The following is a 21,100-nucleotide window of genomic DNA, read 5'->3' as shown; positions in this document are numbered from 1 at the left end:
TGGCGCCAAAATCCGGCAAAACGATAGACGGATCAATCGTGAAATACCGTTGTTCGATAGAAATTATCTATCAAACCTTCCGGCCACCCATGCGTCGCGCACTGTCGATCAGGGCCGCGATCAGCGGCGTGGGCGGATCACGATGCGCCGCGATCAGACCCACCAGATGTTCTGCCTCCGGCGCGACGATGGGGATGGCCCGCAACTGCCCCGACTGCGCAAACAGATCCGCCAGTTTCTTGGGCAGGACAGAGGCCCAGTTGCCGCTCATCACATGGGTCAGCAGCGTGATGGTGGAATTCGACTCTATGCTCGGCGCCGCCATCACCCCCGCCTCGGCCAGATGCAGGTTGACGATGCGCCGGTTCTGCATGTCCGAGGTCAGCAGGCACAGCGGAAGCCCGGCAAGCTCGGCCCAGGTCACCCGGTCGCGCCCCGCAAGCTCGGACCCCGGCGCGCAGAGCAGGCGGTAGAATTCGGAATAGAGCGGCACCTGGGTCACACGACCCAAGGGCTCATTGTCCAGATAGGTGATGCCCGCATCCAGATCGAGCCGCTCGATCCCGGTCAGAATCTCGGCGCTGGTGCGGGACAGGATGGTGACGCGCACATTCGGATGCCGCTTGGTAAAAGGGGTCGTCAGATCGGCGACCATCGACAGCGCGGTCGGAATGACCCCGATCCGCAGATTTCCCGCCAGACCGGACCGGACCGACCGCATTTCCTCGCGCAGCGCCCGTGCGTCACCCACGATCCGCCGCGCGCGGTCCAGCACCCGCTGGCCCTCGGGCGTCAACCCCTGAAAGCGCGAGCCGCGATAGACAAGCTGTACCCCCAGATGATCCTCAAGCTGCTTGATGGCCGAGGAGAGCGTTGGCTGCGTCACACCGCAGACCTCGGCCGCGCGACCAAAATGGCCCTCGTTGGCCAGAGCGATGAACATTTCCAGCTTGTCGATCATGCCGACTTGTTGCCGAACCGACGGGTCGGGCGCAAATCTTTTCCAAAAGATTTGCAAATTTCTTGCAGAAGAAATTTGCCCGCGCTGCGGAAGCCTTGCCGCATCGGACCGGGCCGCCTACATGCGGGACATGATGTTGCGCTTGCCCTTCACCCAGAAACCGCCGGTCGTTCCGGTAATCCGCCTGCAAGGCGCCATTGGCGCGGGCAGCCGGTTCTCGCCCGGCCTCTCCGATGCCGCGCTGGCGCCGCTGATCGAGCGTGCCTTTCGCATGAAACCCGCCGCCGTCGCGCTGGCCATCAATTCGCCTGGCGGCTCGGCAGTGCAATCAAGCCTGATCGCCGCCCGCATCCGACGGCTGGCCGCCGAAAAGGGTGTGCATGTCCACGCCTTCGTCGAGGATGTGGCGGCATCGGGTGGTTACTGGCTGGCCTGCGCTGCGGATGAGATCTGGGTGGATGACAGCTCCATCCTCGGTTCCATCGGCGTGATCTTCGCGGGTTTCGGCTTCCCCGACTTCCTGTCCCGCCACGGGATCGAGCGGCGCGTTGTCACCGCCGGCACCTCGAAATCGCTGGCCGATCCGTTCCAGCCCTCGAAGCCCGAGGATGTGGCGCGGCTGCGCGCCCTGCAAGAGCCGATCCATCGGGCCTTCATCGCCCATGTGAAGGCCCGGCGTGGCCCCCGGCTCGCCGACGGCGCCGATCTGTTCAACGCCGATGTCTGGGTCGGGCAGCAGGCCGTCGATCTGGGCCTTGCCGATGGCGTGGCGCATCTGGTGCCGAAGATGAAGGCGCTTTACGGCGACAAGGTGCGGCTTGTGCCGCTGGGCCAGAAACGCGGGCTGCTTTCGCGGCTGACCGGCCGCGCCGCCGCCGCCGCACTGGCCGAAGTGGAGGACCGCGCGGCTTTCGCACGGTTCGGGCTGTGACATGCTGGTGAAGGTTGTTCTTCTCTTCCTTCTGGGCATGGCGGCACTGGCCATGGTGTTCAAGCAACTGGGCGGCCGCAAGCGGCTGTCAAAACCTGTAACCTGCCCGCGCTGCGGGCGGCACCGGATCGGCAATGGCCCCTGCCCCTGCGGCACGGCGCGGAACAAGGGGTAAGACGTGGGGATGGATCTGCTTTATGTGGCCGGAGGCCTCGCGCTGCTGGTCTTCGGTGGCGATGGCCTTGTAAAGGGCGCCGTGGCGCTGGCGCTGCGTCTGGGTATTCCGGCGCTGATCGTCGGCCTGACCGTCGTTGCTTTCGGCACATCTGCGCCGGAACTGCTGGTGTCGATCCAGGCGGCGCTGAAGGGGCAGGCCGGGATTGCCCTTGGCAATGTCGTCGGCTCCAACATCGCCAATATCCTGCTGATTCTCGGCCTGCCTGCGCTGATCACCACCATCCACACCAGCCAGATCGACACCCGGCGCGGCTATCTGGTGATGATGGCCGCCTCGCTGCTGTTCGCGGCGCTGTGCTTTGTCGGGCCGTTGACATGGTGGCACGGGCTGATCCTTCTGGCCGGTCTTGCCCTGTCGATATGGGACAACATCCGTCAGGCCCGCGCCCATCGCGCCGCCGCCGAGGTCGATCTGCTGGGCGCCGATGACCACATGCCGTTCTGGAAAATCGCGGCTTTCATCCTGCTGGGCCTCGTCGGACTGGCGGTCGGCGCCAACCTGCTGGTCGAGGGCGCGGTGAACATCGCCCGCGCGCTGGGGGTCAGCGAGACAGTCATCGGCCTCACGCTTGTCGCCATCGGCACCTCGCTGCCCGAACTGGTCACCTCGGTCATGGCGGCCTTCCGCAAACAGGCGGATGTCGCGATCGGCAATGTGATCGGCTCGAACACCTTCAACCTGTTGTCGATCCTTGGCGTCACCGCCGTGATTGCCCCGATGCAGGTGCCCGCGCAGATCCTCGGGTTCGATCTGTGGGTCATGCTGGCGGTGTCGCTGCTGCTGGTGCCTTTCATCTATTTCCGGCGTGACATTGGCAAGCTGGCGGGCGTGCTGCTGACCGGCGCCTATATCGCCTACATGACGGTGCTGATCGCATGACGGGGCCACAGATCAAACGGGCGCTGGTTACCGGTGCGGGCAAGCGGCTGGGTCAGGCCATGGCGCTGTATCTGGCCGGGCGCGGCTATGATGTTGCCGTGCATTACGCGGGCAGCGCCGATGGTGCCGCCGAAACCGTGCGACAGATCGAGGCACTGGGTCGGCAGGCCATCGCCCTTCAAGCCGATCTGCTGGATGAGGCGCAGACAGAAACGCTGGTCGCGCGCGCGACCGAGGGGCTGGGCGGACAGTTGGGTGTTCTGGTCAACAATGCCTCAATCTTCGAGTATGACACGCTGCAAAGCGCCAGCCGCACAAGCTGGGACCGGCATATGGAAAGCAACCTGCGCGCGCCATTCGTGCTGATGCAGGGCTTCACCGCACAGGCGCCCGAGGCCGCGCATGACGCAGCGGGCGAGCCGCTGGCGACCGGGCTGGTCGTCAACATGATCGACCAGCGGGTTCGCAAGCTGACCCCCGAATTCATGACCTATACGCTGGCGAAATCTGCGCTCTGGACACTGACGCAGACCGCGGCGCAGGCGCTGGCGCCGCGCATCCGGGTCAATGCCATCGGCCCCGGTCCGACAATGCAGGGCGCGAGGCAAAGCCTTGACCACTTCACCCGGCAGCGTGCGAACACCGTGCTGGGGCGTGGCGCGAACCCCGCCGACATTACCGCCGCGCTGGGATATCTGCTGGATGCCGAGGCGGTGACAGGGCAGTTGATCTGCGTTGACGGCGGGCAGCATCTGGGCTGGAAAACCCCCGACATCCTTGGGGTTGAGTGACCCTACGGCAAACTGCTGCGACGACTTGTCCACTTTTCACAATCCGTTTACACACCCGTCAAGAAAACCCTGATTTTTCAGATATTTGCCAAGCGGATAATTTTATTTCATTTAATAACAATAGCTTGAAAACATGCCTATTTTTTGGGCAACCCAAGGAAGCCGCCTGAATACAAGGGAAAATCGGATGGTTCGGGATTTTCTCCGCAAACTTATCCACAGAAACTGGGGACAGCTTTCCCCTTGCCCCCGCTCCGCTATCATTGCAGCGAGAGGCGGGGAATCGGCACATCCACAATATGGGGTTTTCCGTGCAGGACGACAGGCAAACCGCGCCGGTAAAAACCGGGCATGAGGTCATTCAGGACCATCTGAAAACGCTGGACGGTTCGCCCGGCGTCTACCGGATGCTGAACGCCCAGAACGAGGTTCTTTATGTCGGAAAGGCCCGCAACCTGCGGGCACGGGTGTCGAATTATGCGCGGCCCTCGGGGCATTCCGGGCGGATCGCGCGGATGATCTCGGAAACCGCGTCAATGATGTTCCTGACCACGCGGACCGAAGTTGAGGCGCTGCTGCTGGAACAGAACCTCATCAAGCAGTTGAAGCCGCGCTACAACGTGCTGATGCGGGACGACAAGTCTTTCCCGAACATCCTGATTCCGACCGACCACCCTTTCCCGATGATCCGCAAGCATCGCGGCAAGCGCAGCGACAAGGGCCGCTACTTCGGCCCCTTCGCAAGCGCGGGCGCGGTGAACCGCACGCTGAACCAGTTGCAGCGCGTGTTCCTGTTGCGCACTTGCTCGGACGTAATGTTTTCCGGCCGGACCCGGCCCTGCCTGCTTTACCAGATCAAACGCTGCGCGGGACCTTGCGTGGGGCGTATCAGCGAGGCCGATTATGCCGCGCTGATCGACGATGCCACGCGGTTTCTGGATGGCAAATCCACCAGCGTTCAGGCCGATCTGGCCAAGGCCATGGCCGAGGCATCGGAGGCGATGGAATTCGAACGCGCCGCAGCCCTGCGCGACCGGATCAAGGCGCTGACAGCCGTGCAGACGACGCAGGGCATCAACCCGCGTGGCGTGGCCGAGGCGGATGTGGTCGCCCTGCATCTGGAGGGCGGGCAGGCCTGCGTTCAGGTATTCTTCATCCGGGGCAACCAAAGCTGGGGCAACAAGGATTTCTACCCGAAAACCGGCGCGGGCGCCGAGGAGCCGGAAATTCTGGAGGCGTTCCTAAGCCAGTTCTACGACGACAAGGAACCGCCGCGGCTGATCCTGCTCAGCCATGCGGTCGAAAACCCCGATCTGGTGACGCAACTTCTGTCTGATCGTGCGGGCCGCAAGGTGGAGCTCGCCGTGCCGCAGCGGGGCGAGAAGGCCGAACTGGTGGAAAACGCCCATCGCAACGCCCGCGAAAGCCTCGCGCGGCGCATGGCGGAAAGCACGACGCAGAACCGGCTTCTGCAAGGGCTGGCCGAGGCGTTTGACCTTGAAGCCCCGCCCAAGCGGATCGAGGTCTATGACAACTCGCATATTCAGGGCGCCCATGCCGTCGGCGGCATGATCGTCGCGGGAGCCGAAGGGTTTCTGAAAAGCCAGTATCGCAAGTTCAACATCAAGGGCGAGGCCGGCGCGCAGGGCGACGATTTCGGCATGATGAAAGAGGTGCTGACCCGCCGGTTCGAACGCCTACTGAAGGAAGACCCGGAACGCAAGACCGACGCATGGCCCGACCTTCTGCTGATCGACGGCGGCGCGGGGCAGGTTTCGGCGGTGGCCGAGATCATGGCCGAACTGGGCATCGACGACCTGCCCTTCATCGGTGTCGCCAAGGGCATCGACCGTGACCACGGCAAGGAGGAATTCCACCGCCCCGGCGAGCAACCCTTCGCGCTCCGCATGAACGATCCGGTGCTGTATTTCATCCAGCGCCTGCGCGACGAGGCGCACCGCTGGGCCATCGGCGCCCATCGCGCGAAACGCGCCAAGGCCACCACCTCGACCCCGCTGGACGAGGTGCCGGGGGTCGGCGCCACCCGCAAGCGGGCGCTTCTGGCGCATTTCGGCAGCGCCAAGGCCGTGACCCGCGCGGCGGTGGAGGATCTGACAGCCGTGCCCGGCATTTCCGAGGCGCTGGCGCAGCAGATCCACGACTTCTTTCACGAAAAGGGCTGAGCCGCGCGCTCAGCCCGCCTGTTTCGCCACCGCCCGCGCCCGCAGCAGGGTGAACAGCGCTGCCGCAATGACCAGTGCCGCGCCGACCACCACATTACGCCGCAACTCCTCGTCGAACACAGTCAGACCCAGAATGGCGATGAACACCAGTTGCAGCAGCGCGAAGGGCTGGATGTCGCTGGCCTCGGCCACCTCGTAAGCCTTGATCATCATGAAATGCGCCCCTGCCCCGGTCAGACACAGCAGGCCCATCCAGATCCAGTCCTCCGGCGCCATCGGCTGCCAGAACCACAGGCCCAGCGGCGTGATCAGCACCGCGGCCATGATCCCGGTCCAAAGGAAGCTGGTGCCCGCACTGTCGCCCCGCGCCACATAGCGCGTGAGCAACCCGTAAAGCGCGAACATGAAGGCGGAAAGCAGTGGCACCAGCGCCCAGGGGCTGAAGACCGCAACGCCGGGCTCAAGAATGATCAGCACGCCGATGAAGCCCACACCGATCGCCGTCCACCGTCGCCAGCCGACACTCTCGCCCAAGACCGGGCCGGACAGCGCCGCCACCAGCAGCGGATAACAGACAAAAACCGCATGGGTGGCGATCAGCCCCAGCTTGATGAAGGCGACGACCATGATGCAGACCTCGGCCACCAGCAGCGTGCCGCGCAGCGCCTGAAGCCAGGGGTGATGCGAGCGCAACTGCCCGCCAATGCCCCCCGGCCGCCGCGACGACAGCGCCATGGCAAAGGCCGCGAAGAACCAGAAGCGGATCATCACCACCATCCAGACATTGTATTGCCCGGCAAGATGGGTGGAAATCCCGTCCTGAAGCGCAAAGACGAACGATGTCGCCGACATCAGCAGGATGCCAAGCCGGGTATTCTGCTGCGCACGAAAGGCGGCGGCCATCGGATGATCCTTTTCCCAAGGGAAGGTGACGTGGCCTCAGACCCGCCAGCCTGCGGTCATATGCCGCTTGCGGCCATGCCCCGGCTGCCGCTCTACCTGAAACCCCGCCGCCTGCAAGGCCCTGCGCACATGCCCGGCCGCCGTATAGGTGGCAAAGCTGCCCTGCGGTTTCGTATGATCGGCCACCGCCTGCATCAGGGCGTCGGACCACAGTTCGGGGTTCTTCGCCGGGGAAAAACCGTCGAGGAACCAGGCATCCGCCGCGCCCTGCCATGCCGGCAGGGTCTGGCGGGCATCGCCCGTAATGATTTGGGCGCGAATGCCCGGCAGATCGAGCACCCGCCGCCCCTCGGCCCATTGGTCCAGAAACGGCCCCGCCACCGCCCGCGCCTCGGGGAAATGTGCCAGCGCGCGGGCAATGTCCTCGGCCTCCATCGGGAACGCCTCGAAACTGGTGAAGTGCAGGACACCCGGCGCGCCCATCGCGCCCCAGAGAATTTGCACCGCCAACAGGTTCAGCCCGGTGCCGAAGCCCAGTTCGGCGATATGAAAGCCATCGCACAGCCGCGCCTCCAGACGGTTGCCGTGCAGGAACACATGCCGCGTCTCGGCCAGCCCGTCGTTCAGGCTGAAATACGGGTCATCGAACCGGGTCGAAACGGGGATGACCCCATCGCGCCAGTCAAGGGTCGGGGCCTCGGGGCTCTGGTCCGGCATGGCGGTTTGTCCTATGGCAGATCGGCGCGACACTGCGGAAAGGAGCGGCGAATGGCAAGCTGCGATGTGACGGTGCGGGGCGGCGGCATCTTCGGCCTCGCCTGCGCCTGGGAAATGGCCCGGCGCGGCGCAAAGGTCCGTCTGATCGAGGCGGCACGCATCGGGGCGGGCGCCTCGGGCGGGCTGGTCGGCGCGCTCAGCCCGCATATGCCCGACCAGTGGAACACCAAGAAACGGTTCCAGCTGGAAAGCCTGCTGATGGCGGAAAGCTTCTGGACCGTGGTTGCAGAAACCTCCGGCCTGCCGACCGGCTATGGCCGCGTCGGGCGTCTGCAAGCCCTGCCCGATGCCCGCGCGGTCGAGACGGCGCGGGCACGCGAGGCAACAGCGGCAGACCTCTGGCAAGGCCGCGCCACATGGCAGGTTATCCAGGCCACCGGCGCGGCTTGGGAGCCTGTCAGCCCGACGGGCCTGCTGATCCACGACACGCTCTCGGCCCGCCTGCACCCGCGCATGGCCGCCGCCGCACTGGCCGCCGCCGTCACCGCGAAAGGCGGCGAGATTCACATCGGTGAAGCCCCGGAACAAGGCATCGTCCTGCACGCGACCGGGGTGGCAGGTCTGACGGAACTCGGCGCGGCCCTTGGCAAGCCCATCGGCGGCGCGGTGAAGGGCCAGGCGTTGAGCCTCCGCTACCCCGCCCCCGATGCGCCGCAGATCTATGCCAGCGGTCTGCATATCATCCCGCATGCAGACGGCACGGTTGCCATCGGCTCCACTTCGGAAAACAGCTTCGACGATCCCGCAACCACCGATGCGCAACTGGACGCCCTGCATTCCCGCGCGCTGGGCGCCCTGCCCTGCCTGACAGGTGCCCCTGTGCTGGAACGCTGGGCTGGCCTGCGCCCGCGCGCGCGATCCCGCGCGCCGATGCTTGGCCCCTGGCCCGGCCGCCCCGGCCATTTCATCGCCAATGGCGGCTTCAAGATCGGCTTCGGCATGGCCCCCAAGGTCGCCACCACCATGGCCGATCTGCTGCTCGACAGCCGCGACCGCATCCCCGAAGGCTTCCGTGTCGAAGACAGCCTCTGACATGCGAAAGGGGCGCCACCGGCCCCCCTTTGCTTCTTGCAAAAATACTCAAATTCCGAGGCTGCTGGCCCCGCGCAGGTTTCAGGCCGATTGCAGATCGCCGATCAGCGCGTCGATGTCCCCCTTGCGCTTCTTCAGCATGGCGCCGACCTCCTCGCGTTCAGAGGCCAGCATGTTTACGCCTTCGATGATGATGTTGAAGAACAGATCCTTGCCGGATTTGTTCGACACATGCCAACGCAGGTCGAACGGCGCCTCGCCCCGAAGACGCGCGACCGAGATCACCTCGAAATAGCTTTTCAGCGGCTTGGCATCCACCACTTCGATCGTGCCACCGATGAATTCGCGGAAGCGGCGGCCATACTTGCGGCCGATATAGCTCTGATAGGCGCGGGTGAAATTCTTCATCTGCGACGGGCTGGCAGATCGTGCCGCCGGACCAAGAGCCGAACGCGCGATGGCGTTCACATCGGCATAACGAGCGAAGATCGCCTCGAAATCCTTGAACATGGCGGCTTCAGGCTTGCCCGAGTTGATCACCTTGTTCACATCGCCGATGGCCCGGTCGATCAGCGCGCGGGCCGAGTTCAGGTCCAGCGCCAGTGCGGCACCGGGAATGGCAACAAAGGCGGCACCGGGAATGGCAACAAAGGCGGCACCGGCAAGGGCGGTCGCAGCGAAGGCGCGGCGGTTCAGAACGGGATGAGCCATGTCACTCCTCGTAGGGGTCGATGAAACCATCTCCGCCAGCGTCGGCCTGCTGTCCAAGCTCGAACCGGCGGTTCTGCAGATAAAGCAGCCGTGCCTGGGCATAGCTGTCAGCGCTGTCATATAGGACCGAGTCGATGGTTTCGGAATAGCGGTCCCGATCACCAAGTTTTGAACCGACCTTCGCCGCCGTGGCGTAATAGCTTTCGGGCGTCGGCAGCACCAGCCGCACAGGATTGGCCACCACATCGACCGCCGTTCCGACGGTATCGCGCACTGTGCTGGGACCGATGCCCGGCAGTTCGACATAGGCGCCCTCGCCCACGCCCCAGACATGCAGCGTCTCGCCGAAATCGGTCTTGCTTTGATGCACGCCCATCGCTCCGGCCGGATCGAACAGTCCGCCGATGCCGATTGTGGAGTTGACGGCGAAGCGCAACACATTGGTTACAAAGCGTTCCGGGTTGCCCTGAAGGGCACCGTTCACCGCATCCCCCGGCAGATCGAGGTTCGAGGCGAAATTCGATACCCCGGTCTTGACCGGCCCCGGAATGATGGCGCCATAAGCCTTGGAAGACGGCCGCACCAGCGCCTTGTCGAGCCCCAGATTGACCGAATGAAAGGCCCGGTTGGTCTTTTCATAGGGGTCATAGGGCTCGGTGGGCGGCGGCGGCGCGGCGCAGGCCGAAAGAATCGCCACAGACAGACCAACCACCGAGATGCGGATCGCCGATTTGCTCCAGATACAAGAATTCAATGGAAAAACCATCACCATCAGCCTAGTGTCGCGTCCATTCCGCGCCCTGTCGGATAGTCTTCAGGGCCAGAACGCAAGGGATAAGCCGCACGCCGGGCATTGACAACCGCAAAGCGCGGCGCGCAGGTGACGTAAAAGAATTCGGCAGCGGCTAACGCAGCCAATGCAAAAGGAGCAGGCAATTATGAGCCGACCAGAGCTTTCGGTGAACGTCGCCCCCGGTCTGGCCGAACTCAGGGCAGCGCGACGCGAATCCTATGCTGTCATCCTTGCGGTGTTCCTGTTCAGCGTTGTGGTCAACGTGCTGATGCTGACTGGACCGCTGTATATGCTTCAGGTCTATGACCGCGTTCTGGGCAGCCGGTCGGAACCGACGCTGGTGGCGCTTTCGGCGCTGGTGATCTTTCTCTTCATCATGATGGGCGTGCTGGATCACGCGCGCGGCCGCATCATGGCGCGGGTCGGCGCGGCCTTTCAGGCCCGGCTGGACCGCCGCGTGTTCGAAGCGGCGCTGCGCCGGTCGCAGGTGGCCCCGAACGACCCAACCGCCACCGCCGCCCAGCGCGATCTGGAGGCGGTGCAGCGGCTCTGGACCTCGCCAGTGCTGCTGGCCGTGTTCGACATTCCATGGACGCCGCTGTTCATCGCCGCGATCTTCGTCTTTCATTCCTACATGGGATGGCTGGCCATCATCGGCGGCATCATCCTCGTCTTCGTGACCATCCTGAACCAGCGCATGACCAAAGTGCCGCTGAACCGCGCCAACAGCGCCACCATCGTGGCCGAGCGCATGGCCGACAACCTCAAGGCAGAGGCCGAGGTTGTGCAGGCCCTGGGGATGCAGAAAGCGGGCTTTGACCGCTGGCAAAAGGCACGCGCCACCGCTTTGGCGCAAACCATTGCCGCCGCCGATCTGGGCGGCACCTTCTCGGTTCTGACCAAGACGTTCCGCCTGTTCCTGCAATCGGCCATGCTGGGCCTTGGCGCCTGGCTGGTGCTGAAGGGCGAGTTGTCGGCCGGGGCGATGATTGCCGGGTCCATCCTGATGGGCCGCGCGCTGTCACCGATCGAGGTGGCCATCGGCCAATGGGCCGTGGTGCAGCGTGCACAAGAGGGCTGGAACCGTCTGGCCGAACTGTTCACCCGTGTTCCGGTGGAGCCGCCGCGCACGCAACTGCCGCGCCCGAAGGCCAATCTGGAGGCGCAGAACCTGACCGTGGTGCCGCCTGGCGAAAGCTTCGCCACGCTGCGCATGGTGAATTTCCAGTTGCAGCCGGGTCAGGCGCTGGGTGTCATCGGGCCATCCGGCTCGGGCAAGTCCACGCTGGCCCGCGCACTGATCGGAGCATGGAAACCCGCAGGCGGCAAGGTGCGGCTGGATGGCGCGGCGCTGGATCAATACGACCCCGATACACTGGGCAGCTACATCGGCTATCTACCGCAGCGCGTGACGCTGTTCGACGGCACGATTGCGGAAAACATCGCCCGCCTTCAGGGCAACCCCGACGGGCTGAAAGTGGTGGAGGCAGCGCGCAAGGCCGCCGCCCATGACATGATCGTCAAGCTGCCCGACGGATATGACACCCGGGTTTCGGCCCTTGGCGGGCGACTGTCCGGCGGCCAGATCCAGCGCATTGGCCTTGCCCGCGCCATGTATGGCGATCCGGTCATCGTGGTGCTGGACGAGCCGAACTCCAACCTCGACAACGAGGGGTCGGTGGCGCTGAACGCGGCGATCCGGTCGATGAAGGACGCGGGTTGCGCCATCCTCATCATGGCTCACCGCCCTGCCGCCATTCAGGAATGCGAACTCCTGCTGGTGATGGAAGACGGCACCCGCCGCGCCTTCGGGCCGCGCGATCAGGTGCTGCGCGACATGGTGAAGAACCACACTGAAATCGTCAAGAATGCCGGCCCCGGAGGCGTGACATGAGCGAACCCCAAACCCCGCCCGAAGGCGCAGGCAAGGCCAAGGCGCCGCTTCCTGCCGCCGCGGCGCAGACCGCGATGGCACGCCCCGCCCCCGCCGCCCGCCCCGCCCCGGCACCTGCTGGCGCGGAAGATACCGCTCGCGCGTGGTCGCCCCGCCGTTATGTGATGCTGGGCTTCGCGGCCTTTGCCATCCTCTTCGGCGGTTTCGGCGTCTGGGCGGTGACGACCAATATCGCAGGCGCCGTGGTGGCCCATGGCCAGATCGAGGTCGAAAACCACCGGCAAGTGGTGCAACATCCCGATGGCGGCGTGGTGGAAACCATTGCCGTTGCCGACGGCGATAATGTGAAAGCAGGCGATCTGCTTCTGAAGCTGGATGGCACTGTCCTGCGTTCCGAACTGACCATCGTCGAGAACCAGCTTTACGAGATCATGGCCCGCCGCGCCCGGCTGACCGCCGAACGGGATGACGAGACGAAGATCGTTTTCAGCGCCGAGCTTGTCACCGCGGCCGAAACCCGCCCCGAAGTGCAGGAGCAGATGGACGGGCAGGTTCATCTGTTCGACGCCCGCGCCGACACACTGTCCAAGCAGATCGGCCAATTGGCAGAACGCCGGGCCCAGATCACCAGCCAGATGACCGGCATCGAGGCGCAGGCCGAGGCGCTTGGCACCCAGCTTGACCTGATCCAGAAGGAACTGGCCGACCAGCAATCCCTGTTGGAGAAGGGTCTGGCGCAATCCAGCCGCGTTCTGGCCCTGCAACGCGAAGAGGCGCGGCTGCGCGGTCAGGTGGGCGAGCTTGAGGCGTCGAAGGCACAGGCCGGTGAAAGTGCGTCAGAGATCGAGCTTGAAATCCTGCGCCTCGGTGCCTCGCGCCGCGAAGAAGCCAATACCCAGCTTCGGGACATCGGCTATCAGGAACTGGAACTGGCGGAACGCCGCCGTGCACTGACCGAACGGATTTCACGGCTGGAGATTCGCGCGCCGGTGTCGGGTGTGGTACTGGGACTTCAGGTCACCACGCCGCGCTCGGTCATCCGTCCGGCCGATCCGGTGCTTTACCTGATCCCGCAGGACCGCCCGCTGGTCATCGCCGCGCAGGTTTCGCCCATCCACATCGACCAGGTTTATGCCGGGCAAGAGGCGCGGCTGCATTTCTCGGCCTTCAACTCGCGCACCACACCGGAACTGACCGGGCGTATCGCACTGGTCTCGGCCGATGCCCTGACCGATCAACGCAGTCAGGCCAGCTATTACCGCGCCGAAATCGTGCTGGAGCCGGGCGAGATTGAAAAGCTGAAGGGGCTGACGCTGCTGCCCGGCATGCCGGTCGAAGCCTTCATCCGTACCCATGACCAGACCCCGCTGGCCTATCTGCTGAGACCCTTCACCGACTATTTCAACCGCGCCTTCCGCGAGACCTGAAGTCGCGGAAACACCGGAACAGGACGGGGGCGGCACTTGCCGCCCCTTTCGCTTGGCGCTAGCCTCCGGCGCGACTGAACAGGAGGTTCCCATGACCATCGAAGCCCGTCTTGCCGAACTCGGCGTCACCCTGCCCGACGCCCCCGCGCCGGTTGCCAATTACGTCGGCTTCGTGCTGGCCGGGAACCTGCTGCATGTTTCGGGCCAAGTCAGCGCCGATGCGAATGGCCCGATCAAGGGCAAGCTGGGTGCGGATTTCACCGTTGAACAGGGCGCCGCCGCCGCGCGCGCCTGCGCCATCTCGCTGCTGGCACAGGCCAAGAAAGCCTGTGACGGCGATCTGTCGCGCATCAAACGGCTGGTGAAGCTGGGCGGTTTCGTCAATTCCACCCCTGATTTCACGGATCAGCCCAAGGTCATCAACGGCGCCTCTGACTTCATGGTCGCGGTGCTGGGCGATGCCGGGCGCCACGCCCGCGCCGCCGTTTCGGCCCCCGCGCTGCCGCTGGGCGTTGCCGTTGAAATCGACGCGATCTTTGAGCTGAAATGAGTCGCATTCCGCTGCCCCCCGCCTTCCTGCGCCTGCCTGTCGCCCATCGCGCCCTGCATGACCGCACGGCGGGGCGGCCGGAAAACAGCCGCGCGGCCATTCGCGCCGCGATGGACGCGGGTTATGCCATCGAGATTGACCTGCAACTGTCGTCGGATGGTGTGGCCATGGTATTCCATGACGAGGATCTGCCGCGCCTGACCGGGGAGGCGGGCTGGGTCGCGGATCATACGGCGGCAGAACTGGGTGCGATGACCCTTCTTGGCACCGCTGAAACGGTGCCGACACTGGCAGAGGTTCTGGCTCTGGTCGCGGGCCGGGTGCCGCTGCTGATCGAGATCAAGGATCAGATGCTGTCCCCCGTAGGCCGCATCGGCCCGCTGGAACAGGCGACGGCTGCGGCGCTGGCGGGCTATGACGGGCCAGTGGCGCTGATGTCCTTCAACCCTGACAGCGTGGCCGAAATGGCCCGGCTCTGCCCCGATCTGCCGCGCGGGCTGACGACGGGCAGCTATGACCCGGTGTCCTATGCACCGTTGTCCCCAGCCCTGTGCGACCGGCTGCGCGGCATCCCCGATTACGACCGCACCGGCGCCAGCTTCATCAGCCACGAGGCTGCTGATCTGTCCCGCCCGCGCGTGGCGGAACTGAAGGCCGAGGGCGCTGCGATCCTGTGCTGGACCATCCGGTCGCCCGAAGCCGAGGCAACAGCCCGCAAAATCGCCGACAACATCACCTTCGAGGGATATCTGGCCGCGAAGGCTTGACCGGCGCGCGCCGCGCCGCATCTGCTGTGCGTAACCATGATCGAGGGACCGCGTGTCCGACCTGACCGTCACTCTGGCCGAAAGCATCGCCGCCGTCCCGGCCGCTGACTGGGACGCGCTGGCCGCGCCCGGCACGGGGCGCCCGGACGATCCGTTCACCACACATCGCTTCCTGCTGGCGCTGGAGGCATCGGGGTCCACCGGCCCCGGCACCGGCTGGCTGGCCCGGCCGCTTCTGGTGCATCGTGGGGGGCAGTTGATCGCTGGCGCCCCGCTTTACGTCAAATCCCACAGCCAGGGCGAATACATCTTCGATCATGGCTGGGCCGAAGCCTATGAGCGGGCGGGCGGGCGGTATTACCCCAAACTCCAGATCGCGGTGCCCTTCACCCCCGCCACCGGGCGGCGCTTCCTGACCCTGCCGGGCGAGGAGGCCGCGGGCATGGCCGCGCTGATCGAGGGCGCGACACGGGTGGCGCAACAGAACGGACTGTCCTCGCTGCATGCCACCTTCTGCACCGAAGCCGAGGCGGAAACCGGCGCTGCCATGGGGCTGATGCCGCGCCTGACCCAGCAATTCCACTGGCAGAACGACGGGTTCGCCAGCTACGAGGATTTTCTGGCCACCCTGGCCTCGCGCAAGCGCAAGGCCCTGCGCAAGGAACGCGCCGTGGCCAATTCCCACGGGTTACGCATTGAAAACCTGACCGGCGACGCACTGCGCCCGGAACACTGGCAGGCATTCTGGACCTTCTATCAGGACACCGGCAGTCGCAAATGGGGGCGCCCCTATCTGACCCGCGACTTCTTTGATCGAATCCAGCAGACCATGCGCGATGACGTGCTGCTGGTGCTGGCTTTCGACGGCAGCCGCCCCGTGGCCGGGGCACTGAATTTCATCGGACGGAGCACGCTTTACGGCCGCTACTGGGGCTGCGTGGAAGATTACCCCTTCCTGCATTTCGAACTGTGCTACCATAGGGCGATCGACTGGGCGATTGCGCAGGGTCTGAGCCGGGTGGAGGCCGGGGCACAGGGCGAACACAAGCTGGCGCGCGGCTATCTGCCAGTGGAAACGCATTCCCTGCACTGGATCGCCGACCTCGCTTTCGCGCGTGCCGTGGCGGACTACCTTGAACGCGAACGCGCCGCTGTGGATGAAGAAATCGAGGTGTTGACAGCCTATGGCCCCTTCCGCCGTGGCCCCGCACAGGACGACTGACCCCGAGGATACCGCATGACCGCCCTGACACTTTATACCAACCCGATGTCGCGCGGACGCATTGCCCGCTGGATGCTGGAGGAGATCGGCGAACCCTACGAGGCGCAGTTGCTGGTCTATGGCACCACGATGAAGGCGCCTGACTATCTGGCGATCAATCCGATGGGCAAGGTGCCCGCGCTGCGCCATCATGGTCGCATCGTCACCGAATGCGCGGCGATCTGCACCTATCTGGCCGATGCCTTTCCCGATGCCGGAATGATGCCCACAGATCACGCGGCCTTCTATCGCTGGATGTTCTTTGGCGCGGGCCCGGTGGAACAGGCCGTCACCAACACGGCGCTCGGCTTCGTTGTGCCACCCGAACGTCAGCGCACGGCCGGATATGGCTCGCTTGAAGATGTCGTGGCCACGCTTGAACATCGGCTGACCGAGGCACCCTATTTCGCGGGTGACCGCTTTTCGGCGGTGGATGTCTATCTTGGTTCGCAGATCGGCTGGGGCCTGCGCTTTGGCACCCTGCCCGACCGCCCGGCCTTCCGTGAATACTGGACCCGGATCGCTGACCGCCCGGCCGCGACACGGGCGCAGGCCGCAGATGATGCGTTGATGGAGCAAAAAGCATGACAATGCCCCCGCTGCACGATGACGCCCGCAGCACCGCCCTGCCCCTGCTGATGGAAAGTGGCTGGCAGCCGGTGCCAGGGCGCGATGCAATCCGCAAGATCTGGCGGTTCAAGGGGTTTTCCGAAGCCTGGGGCTTCATGTCCCGGGCGGCGCTGGCGGCGGAACGGCTGAACCATCACCCCGAATGGTTCAACGCCTTCAACATCGTGGATGTGACGCTGACCACGCATGATTGCGGCGGCCTGTCCGATCTGGATGTGAAGCTTGCCAACCGGATGGACAAGCTGGCGGGATCGGCCGTCGTGGAACACGATCACGCCAGCCGCACCGCCTGCCTTTGCGAAACCCGGCCCGGACAGGGCTGACCCCGCCCGGACCGAAAGGCTCAGATCGCCGCCAGAAGCGACTCACCGCCCGAGGCTTCGCAGACGCCGGGGCTTTCTTCCAGATGCAGCACCTTGACCACGCCATCCTCGGCATAGAGCGCATAGCGTTTGGACCGGTCGATCAGACCCGCCGGCGGTGCAGTAAAGTTCAGACCGATGGCCTTGGTGAAGCTGGCATCCGCGTCGCCAAGGAAGGTCAGCCCGGCTTCGGCCGCGCCCGTCGCCTCGGCCCAGGCCTTCATCACGAAGGGATCGTTGACCGAGATGCAGATGATTTCATCCACGCCCTTGCCGGCGAACTTGTCCTTGGTGCGGATGAAGCTCGGCACATGCGCCGTGGTGCAGACGCCAGTATAAGCCCCCGGCAGACCGAAGATCACAACCTTGCGGCCCTTGAGCTTCGGCGCAAGCTCCACCGCCTCCGGCCCGTTGGCGCCCATGGCCAGCAAAGTGGCATCCGGCAGGCGGCTTCCCTCAGAAATCGTCATTTCACGTCCCTCGCGCGTTGCGTTACCGATAGCGCCAGATATAGGGTCCGCCGCAAGACAGGGCCAGAGGCGGCGTTGGAGGAAGATGGCATGGCGCATTTCGTGGTGGTAGGGGCGGGTCAGGCCGGGGCCGCGCTGGTGGCAAAGCTGCGTGCACTGGGGTTTCAGGGCGACATCACGCTGATCGGCGAGGAACCCGCCCCGCCCTACCAGCGCCCGCCGCTGTCCAAGGCCTATCTGCTGGGCGAGATGGAGGAAGAACGGCTCTGGCTGCGCAGCGCCGATTTCTATGCCGACAACCGCATCACCCTGCGGCTGGGCGAAGCCGTGACCGCCATCGACGCAAGCGCCCGCACCCTGACCGTCGGCGGCGAAACCCTCACCTATGATGAACTCGCGCTGACCACCGGATCTGTGCCGCGCCGCCTGCCTGCCGCCATCGGGGGCGATCTGGCGGGGGTCTATACCGTGCGCACGCTCGCCGATGTCGATGCGATGCGGGCCGAGTTTCAGCCCGGCCGCCGCGTCGTGATCGTGGGTGGCGGCTATATCGGGCTGGAGGCGGCGGCAGTGGCCGCGAAGCTGGGGCTTCATGTCACGGTGATCGAGGCCGCGCCGCGCATCCTGCAACGTGTCGCCGCGCCCGAAACCGCAGATTATTTCCGCGCCCTGCACGGCGCGCATGGCGTCACGATCCGCGAGGGCGTGGGCCTTGCGCGGCTGGCAGGCGAAACCCGCGTGACCTCCGCACATCTGGCCGATGGCAATGAGCTGCCCTGCGACTTCGTCATCGTCGGCGTCGGCATCCAGCCGATCACCGCACTGGCCGAAGCGGCGGGCTGCGCCATCGAAAACGGCATCCGCACCGATGCCACGGGTCTGACCAGCCAATCACATATCTGGTCGGCGGGCGATTGCGCCTCTTTCCCGCATGGAACGGGGCGGCTGCGACTGGAATCGGTGGGCAATGCCATTGATCAGGCCGAGGCCGTGGCCGCCAATATGCTGGGCGCTGGGCAACCCTACATTGCAAAGCCGTGGTTCTGGTCGGATCAATATGACTGCAAATTGCAAATTGCCGGGCTCAATACCGGCTATGACCACATCGTCACCCGCAAGGGCGAAGGTGCTGCGGTCAGCTTCTGGTATTATGCGGGCGACCGGCTGCTGGCCGTGGATGCCATGAACGACGCGCGGGCCTATATGGTCGGCAAGCGGCTGATCGAGATGGGCCGCAGCCCCGCGCCCGAGGCGGTGGTGGACACGCCCGACCTGAAGGCGCTGCTGAAGGCATGAGGATCATCGGCGGCACGTTCCGGGGGCTGAAGCTGGCCGAGGTGGGCGCGGGCGATGCGGCGGCGCATCTGCGTCCCACCACCGACCGCGTGCGGGAATCCATCTTCAACCTGCTGGTCAACGGCCGCATCGCGCAAACGGGCGATCCTGTGACAGGCGCACGGGTGTTGGACCTGTTCGCGGGAACCGGCGCTCTGGGGCTTGAGGCGCTGAGCCGGGGGGCGGCCCGCGTTGCCTTCGTCGATGACGGCACCGCCGCGCGCGCGTTGCTGCGTCGGAATATCGAGCTGATGCGCGCCATGGGCCAGACCGATATCTGGCGCCGCGATGCAACGCGCATGGGGCCGAACCGGGGCGCTGGCTATACGCTGGTCTTTCTTGACCCGCCCTATGGCAAAGGTCTGGGCGAACAGGCACTGGCCTCCTGCGTGGCGGGCGGCTGGCTTGCGCCCGGCGCGGTCGTCGTCTGGGAAGAAAGCGCCGCCCCCCTGCCCCCCATCGGGTTCGAACAGATCGACCAGCGTGCCTATGGCGATACGGTCATCACACTTCTGAGGGCAGTATGATCCCGGCGGCGGTTCTGTTCGATTGCGACGGCGTGGTGGTGGACAGCGAAGGCCCCACCTTCGACATGCTGGCCGAAGATCTGGCCGCGCGTGGCCTGCCGCTGACCCATGCCGAGATGGAGCGGCTGTTTCTGGGCGGCACAGTTGAAAAAGTGGGCCTGCGCGCCGCCGAGCTTGGCGCCGACATCCCACACGGCTGGGCGGCGGACTTCTATGAGCGGCTTTACGCCCGGCTGGCCGAGGGCACGCAGCTGATCCCCGGCATTCTGGACGTGCTGGACCGGCTGGATGCGGCGGGGGTGCCCTATGCCATCGGCTCGAACGGAACCGGGCGCAAGATGGGCGTGACCATCGGCCAGTATCCGGCGCTGGCCGCACGGCTGGCGGGGCGGATGTTTTCCGGCATCGACCTGAAGATGATCAAGCCCGCGCCCGATCTTTACCTGCATGCCGCCCGCGCGCTGGGGGCCGATCCCGCCGCTTGCGTGGTGGTGGAGGACAGCCCGACCGGCGCCCGCGCCGCCCGCGCGGCGGGGATGCGCTGCATGGGCTTCGCGCCGCAGGGCGATGGTGCCGCGCTTGCAGCCGAAGGCGCGGTGATCTTCCGCACCATGGCCGATCTGCCCACTCTGCTGGGACTGGATTAAAGGTCGAACAAGCCGCCCTGCGCAGTCTGCTGCGGTTGCGGCGGGGCGAGGCCGATATGGCGCCACGCCTTTGCCGCCAGCATCCGCCCGCGCGGTGTGCGCTGGATCAGCCCCTGTTGCAGCAGGTAAGGCTCGATGACCTCCTCGATGGCATCACGGCTTTCCGACAGCGCGGCGGCAATGGTCTCCACCCCCACGGGGCCGCCGCCGTAGTTCTCGGCCAGCAGCAGCATGTAACGCCGGTCTGCGCCGTCGAGGCCAAGGTTATCAACCCCCATCCGGGTCAGCGCCCGGTCGGCAATCGCGCGGGTCAGCCGCCCGTCGCCTTCGACCGTCACGAAATCCACCACCCGGCGCAACAGACGCCCGGCGATCCGGGGGGTGCCGCGCGCACGACGTGCAATCTCGCGCGTGCCCTCGGCCAGCGGCTCGACCCCCAGCAGACGGGCCCCGCGGGTGACGATATGGTCCAGCTCGTCTTCGGTGTAGAATTGCAGCCGGGTCGGAATACCGAAACGGTCGCGCAGCGGTGTGGTCAAGAGACCCAGCCGCGTGGTTGCCCCCACCAGCGTGAAGGGTTGCAGGTCAATCCGCACCGTCCGCGCCGCCGGCCCCTCGCCGATCACCAGATCGAGCGCGAAATCCTCCATCGCCGGATACAGCACCTCCTCCACCACGGGGGAGAGGCGGTGAATCTCGTCGATGAACAGCACGTCGCGCGGTTCCAGATTGGTCAGGATCGCCGCCAGATCGCCGGGTTTCGCCAGCACGGGGCCAGAGGTCATGCGGAACCCCACCCCCAGTTCGCGCGCCATGATCTGCGCCAGCGTGGTCTTGCCAAGGCCGGGCGGGCCATGGAACAGCGTATGATCCATCGCCTCGCCCCGCATCCGCGCGCTTTCGATGAAGATGCGCAGATTGGCCCGCGCCTCGGCTTGCCCCACGAAATCATCCAGCACCTGCGGGCGCAGGGCGCGGTCGGCGTCCTCGGGCAGGCGGTCGGGGCGAAGGGCGGGATCGGGCTGGGTCAT

General features: G+C 65.4%; 23 protein-coding genes. 16 read left to right on the top strand and 7 right to left on the bottom strand.

The features are described from left to right. Positions 1-70: 70 nt before the first annotated feature. Entirely contained in the window at positions 71-961 is an 891-nt protein-coding gene (locus D2N39_RS10725) for a LysR family transcriptional regulator (RefSeq protein ID WP_119134777.1), read from the bottom strand. Positions 962-1,091: 130 nt separating this feature from the next. Here D2N39_RS10725 and D2N39_RS10720 point away from each other — a divergent pair, with 130 nt between their 5' ends. The 5 genes from D2N39_RS10720 to uvrC all read left to right on the top strand — a co-directional run bounded on the left by D2N39_RS10720 (position 1,092) and on the right by uvrC (position 5,983). Further along, positions 1,092-1,892 carry a S49 family peptidase gene (locus tag D2N39_RS10720; protein WP_119134988.1) on the top strand — a complete coding sequence of 267 codons (801 nt, stop codon included), beginning with the start codon at positions 1,092-1,094 and terminating at the stop codon, positions 1,890-1,892. 1 nt (position 1,893) lies between these two features. Continuing rightward, complete coding sequence (locus D2N39_RS23110) at positions 1,894-2,067, top strand: hypothetical protein (RefSeq protein WP_199725238.1); 174 nt, start codon at positions 1,894-1,896, stop codon at positions 2,065-2,067. Positions 2,068-2,076: 9 nt separating this feature from the next. Further along, positions 2,077-3,009 carry a calcium/sodium antiporter gene (locus tag D2N39_RS10715; RefSeq protein ID WP_119134776.1) on the top strand — a complete coding sequence of 311 codons (933 nt, stop codon included), beginning with the start codon at positions 2,077-2,079 and terminating at the stop codon, positions 3,007-3,009. Continuing rightward, a complete protein-coding gene (locus D2N39_RS10710) occupies positions 3,006-3,800 on the top strand; it encodes an SDR family oxidoreductase (RefSeq protein ID WP_119134775.1) in 795 nt (264 codons plus the stop codon). Before D2N39_RS10715 ends, D2N39_RS10710 begins: the two co-directional genes overlap by 4 nt. 299 nt (positions 3,801-4,099) lie before the next feature. Beyond that, a complete protein-coding gene (uvrC, locus tag D2N39_RS10705) occupies positions 4,100-5,983 on the top strand; it encodes an excinuclease ABC subunit UvrC (protein WP_119134774.1) in 1,884 nt (627 codons plus the stop codon). Between the two features lie 9 nt (positions 5,984-5,992). Here uvrC and D2N39_RS10700 read toward each other — a convergent pair whose 3' ends face one another. Then, positions 5,993-6,886: a DMT family transporter gene (locus D2N39_RS10700; RefSeq protein WP_119134773.1), complete on the bottom strand. Its 894-nt coding sequence runs from the start codon at positions 6,884-6,886 to the stop codon at positions 5,993-5,995. Positions 6,887-6,922: 36 nt separating this feature from the next. After that, positions 6,923-7,603: a tRNA (5-methylaminomethyl-2-thiouridine)(34)-methyltransferase MnmD gene (gene mnmD / locus D2N39_RS10695; protein WP_119134772.1), complete on the bottom strand. Its 681-nt coding sequence runs from the start codon at positions 7,601-7,603 to the stop codon at positions 6,923-6,925. Between the two features lie 51 nt (positions 7,604-7,654). Between mnmD and D2N39_RS10690 the strand changes: the two genes are divergently transcribed. Then, positions 7,655-8,695: an NAD(P)/FAD-dependent oxidoreductase gene (locus tag D2N39_RS10690; protein ID WP_119134771.1), complete on the top strand. Its 1,041-nt coding sequence runs from the start codon at positions 7,655-7,657 to the stop codon at positions 8,693-8,695. A gap of 81 nt (positions 8,696-8,776) precedes the next feature. On the opposite strand, the gene D2N39_RS10685 is transcribed toward D2N39_RS10690, so the two are convergent. Together D2N39_RS10685 and D2N39_RS10680 are read right to left on the bottom strand one after the other, a co-directional pair. Further along, positions 8,777-9,406, bottom strand: a complete 630-nt coding sequence (locus D2N39_RS10685; protein ID WP_119134770.1) for an MlaC/ttg2D family ABC transporter substrate-binding protein — start codon at positions 9,404-9,406, stop codon at positions 8,777-8,779. Position 9,407: 1 nt separating this feature from the next. Next, on the bottom strand, positions 9,408-10,172 hold the full coding sequence (locus D2N39_RS10680; RefSeq protein WP_119134987.1) for an MlaA family lipoprotein: 765 nt from the start codon (positions 10,170-10,172) through the stop codon (positions 9,408-9,410). 172 nt (positions 10,173-10,344) lie between these two features. On the opposite strand from D2N39_RS10680, the gene D2N39_RS10675 reads away from it, so the two are divergent. From D2N39_RS10675 to D2N39_RS10645, 7 genes are all read left to right on the top strand, one after another. Continuing rightward, positions 10,345-12,093, top strand: a complete 1,749-nt coding sequence (locus D2N39_RS10675) for a type I secretion system permease/ATPase (protein WP_119134769.1) — start codon at positions 10,345-10,347, stop codon at positions 12,091-12,093. A 164-nt stretch (positions 12,094-12,257) separates the two neighbouring features. Then, entirely contained in the window at positions 12,258-13,520 is a 1,263-nt protein-coding gene (locus D2N39_RS10670; protein ID WP_233557124.1) for an HlyD family type I secretion periplasmic adaptor subunit, read from the top strand. A gap of 91 nt (positions 13,521-13,611) precedes the next feature. Next, positions 13,612-14,070, top strand: a complete 459-nt coding sequence (locus D2N39_RS10665; RefSeq protein WP_119134768.1) for a RidA family protein — start codon at positions 13,612-13,614, stop codon at positions 14,068-14,070. Beyond that, on the top strand, positions 14,067-14,837 hold the full coding sequence (locus D2N39_RS10660) for a glycerophosphodiester phosphodiesterase family protein (protein WP_119134767.1): 771 nt from the start codon (positions 14,067-14,069) through the stop codon (positions 14,835-14,837). The genes D2N39_RS10665 and D2N39_RS10660 overlap by 4 nt, the downstream gene beginning before the upstream one ends. A 61-nt stretch (positions 14,838-14,898) precedes the next feature. Next, positions 14,899-16,059: a GNAT family N-acetyltransferase gene (locus D2N39_RS10655; RefSeq protein WP_407645565.1), complete on the top strand. Its 1,161-nt coding sequence runs from the start codon at positions 14,899-14,901 to the stop codon at positions 16,057-16,059. Positions 16,060-16,074: 15 nt separating this feature from the next. After that, positions 16,075-16,686 carry a glutathione S-transferase family protein gene (locus D2N39_RS10650; RefSeq protein WP_119134765.1) on the top strand — a complete coding sequence of 204 codons (612 nt, stop codon included), beginning with the start codon at positions 16,075-16,077 and terminating at the stop codon, positions 16,684-16,686. Then, positions 16,683-17,051, top strand: a complete 369-nt coding sequence (locus tag D2N39_RS10645; RefSeq protein WP_119134764.1) for a 4a-hydroxytetrahydrobiopterin dehydratase — start codon at positions 16,683-16,685, stop codon at positions 17,049-17,051. The genes D2N39_RS10650 and D2N39_RS10645 overlap by 4 nt, the downstream gene beginning before the upstream one ends. 20 nt (positions 17,052-17,071) lie before the next feature. Here D2N39_RS10645 and D2N39_RS10640 read toward each other — a convergent pair whose 3' ends face one another. Beyond that, positions 17,072-17,560 (bottom strand): peroxiredoxin, encoded by a 489-nt coding sequence (locus tag D2N39_RS10640; protein ID WP_119134763.1) that lies wholly within the window; start codon positions 17,558-17,560, stop codon positions 17,072-17,074. Between the two features lie 90 nt (positions 17,561-17,650). Here D2N39_RS10640 and D2N39_RS10635 point away from each other — a divergent pair, with 90 nt between their 5' ends. Genes D2N39_RS10635 through D2N39_RS10625 form a run of 3 tightly spaced genes read left to right on the top strand, consistent with a single transcriptional unit; the run spans position 17,651 to position 20,069 of the window. After that, positions 17,651-18,856, top strand: a complete 1,206-nt coding sequence (locus tag D2N39_RS10635) for an NAD(P)/FAD-dependent oxidoreductase (RefSeq protein WP_119134762.1) — start codon at positions 17,651-17,653, stop codon at positions 18,854-18,856. After that, positions 18,853-19,422 (top strand): 16S rRNA (guanine(966)-N(2))-methyltransferase RsmD, encoded by a 570-nt coding sequence (gene rsmD / locus D2N39_RS10630; RefSeq protein ID WP_119134761.1) that lies wholly within the window; start codon positions 18,853-18,855, stop codon positions 19,420-19,422. The genes D2N39_RS10635 and rsmD overlap by 4 nt, the downstream gene beginning before the upstream one ends. Continuing rightward, the gene (locus tag D2N39_RS10625) at positions 19,422-20,069 is read left to right on the top strand and encodes an HAD family hydrolase (protein ID WP_119134985.1); all 648 of its coding nucleotides are present in this window, start codon (positions 19,422-19,424) and stop codon (positions 20,067-20,069) included. Before rsmD ends, D2N39_RS10625 begins: the two co-directional genes overlap by 1 nt. On the opposite strand, the gene ruvB is transcribed toward D2N39_RS10625, so the two are convergent. After that, complete coding sequence (ruvB, locus tag D2N39_RS10620; protein WP_119134760.1) at positions 20,066-21,100, bottom strand: Holliday junction branch migration DNA helicase RuvB; 1,035 nt, start codon at positions 21,098-21,100, stop codon at positions 20,066-20,068. The two genes, D2N39_RS10625 and ruvB, sit on opposite strands and share 4 nt — an antisense overlap.

Source organism: Gemmobacter lutimaris, from assembly GCF_003570715.1.
GTDB classification, from domain to species: domain Bacteria; phylum Pseudomonadota; class Alphaproteobacteria; order Rhodobacterales; family Rhodobacteraceae; genus Gemmobacter; species Gemmobacter lutimaris.
Note: the sequence above shows the minus strand (reverse complement) of the source record. Positions and strands in the feature narration are given on the sequence as shown.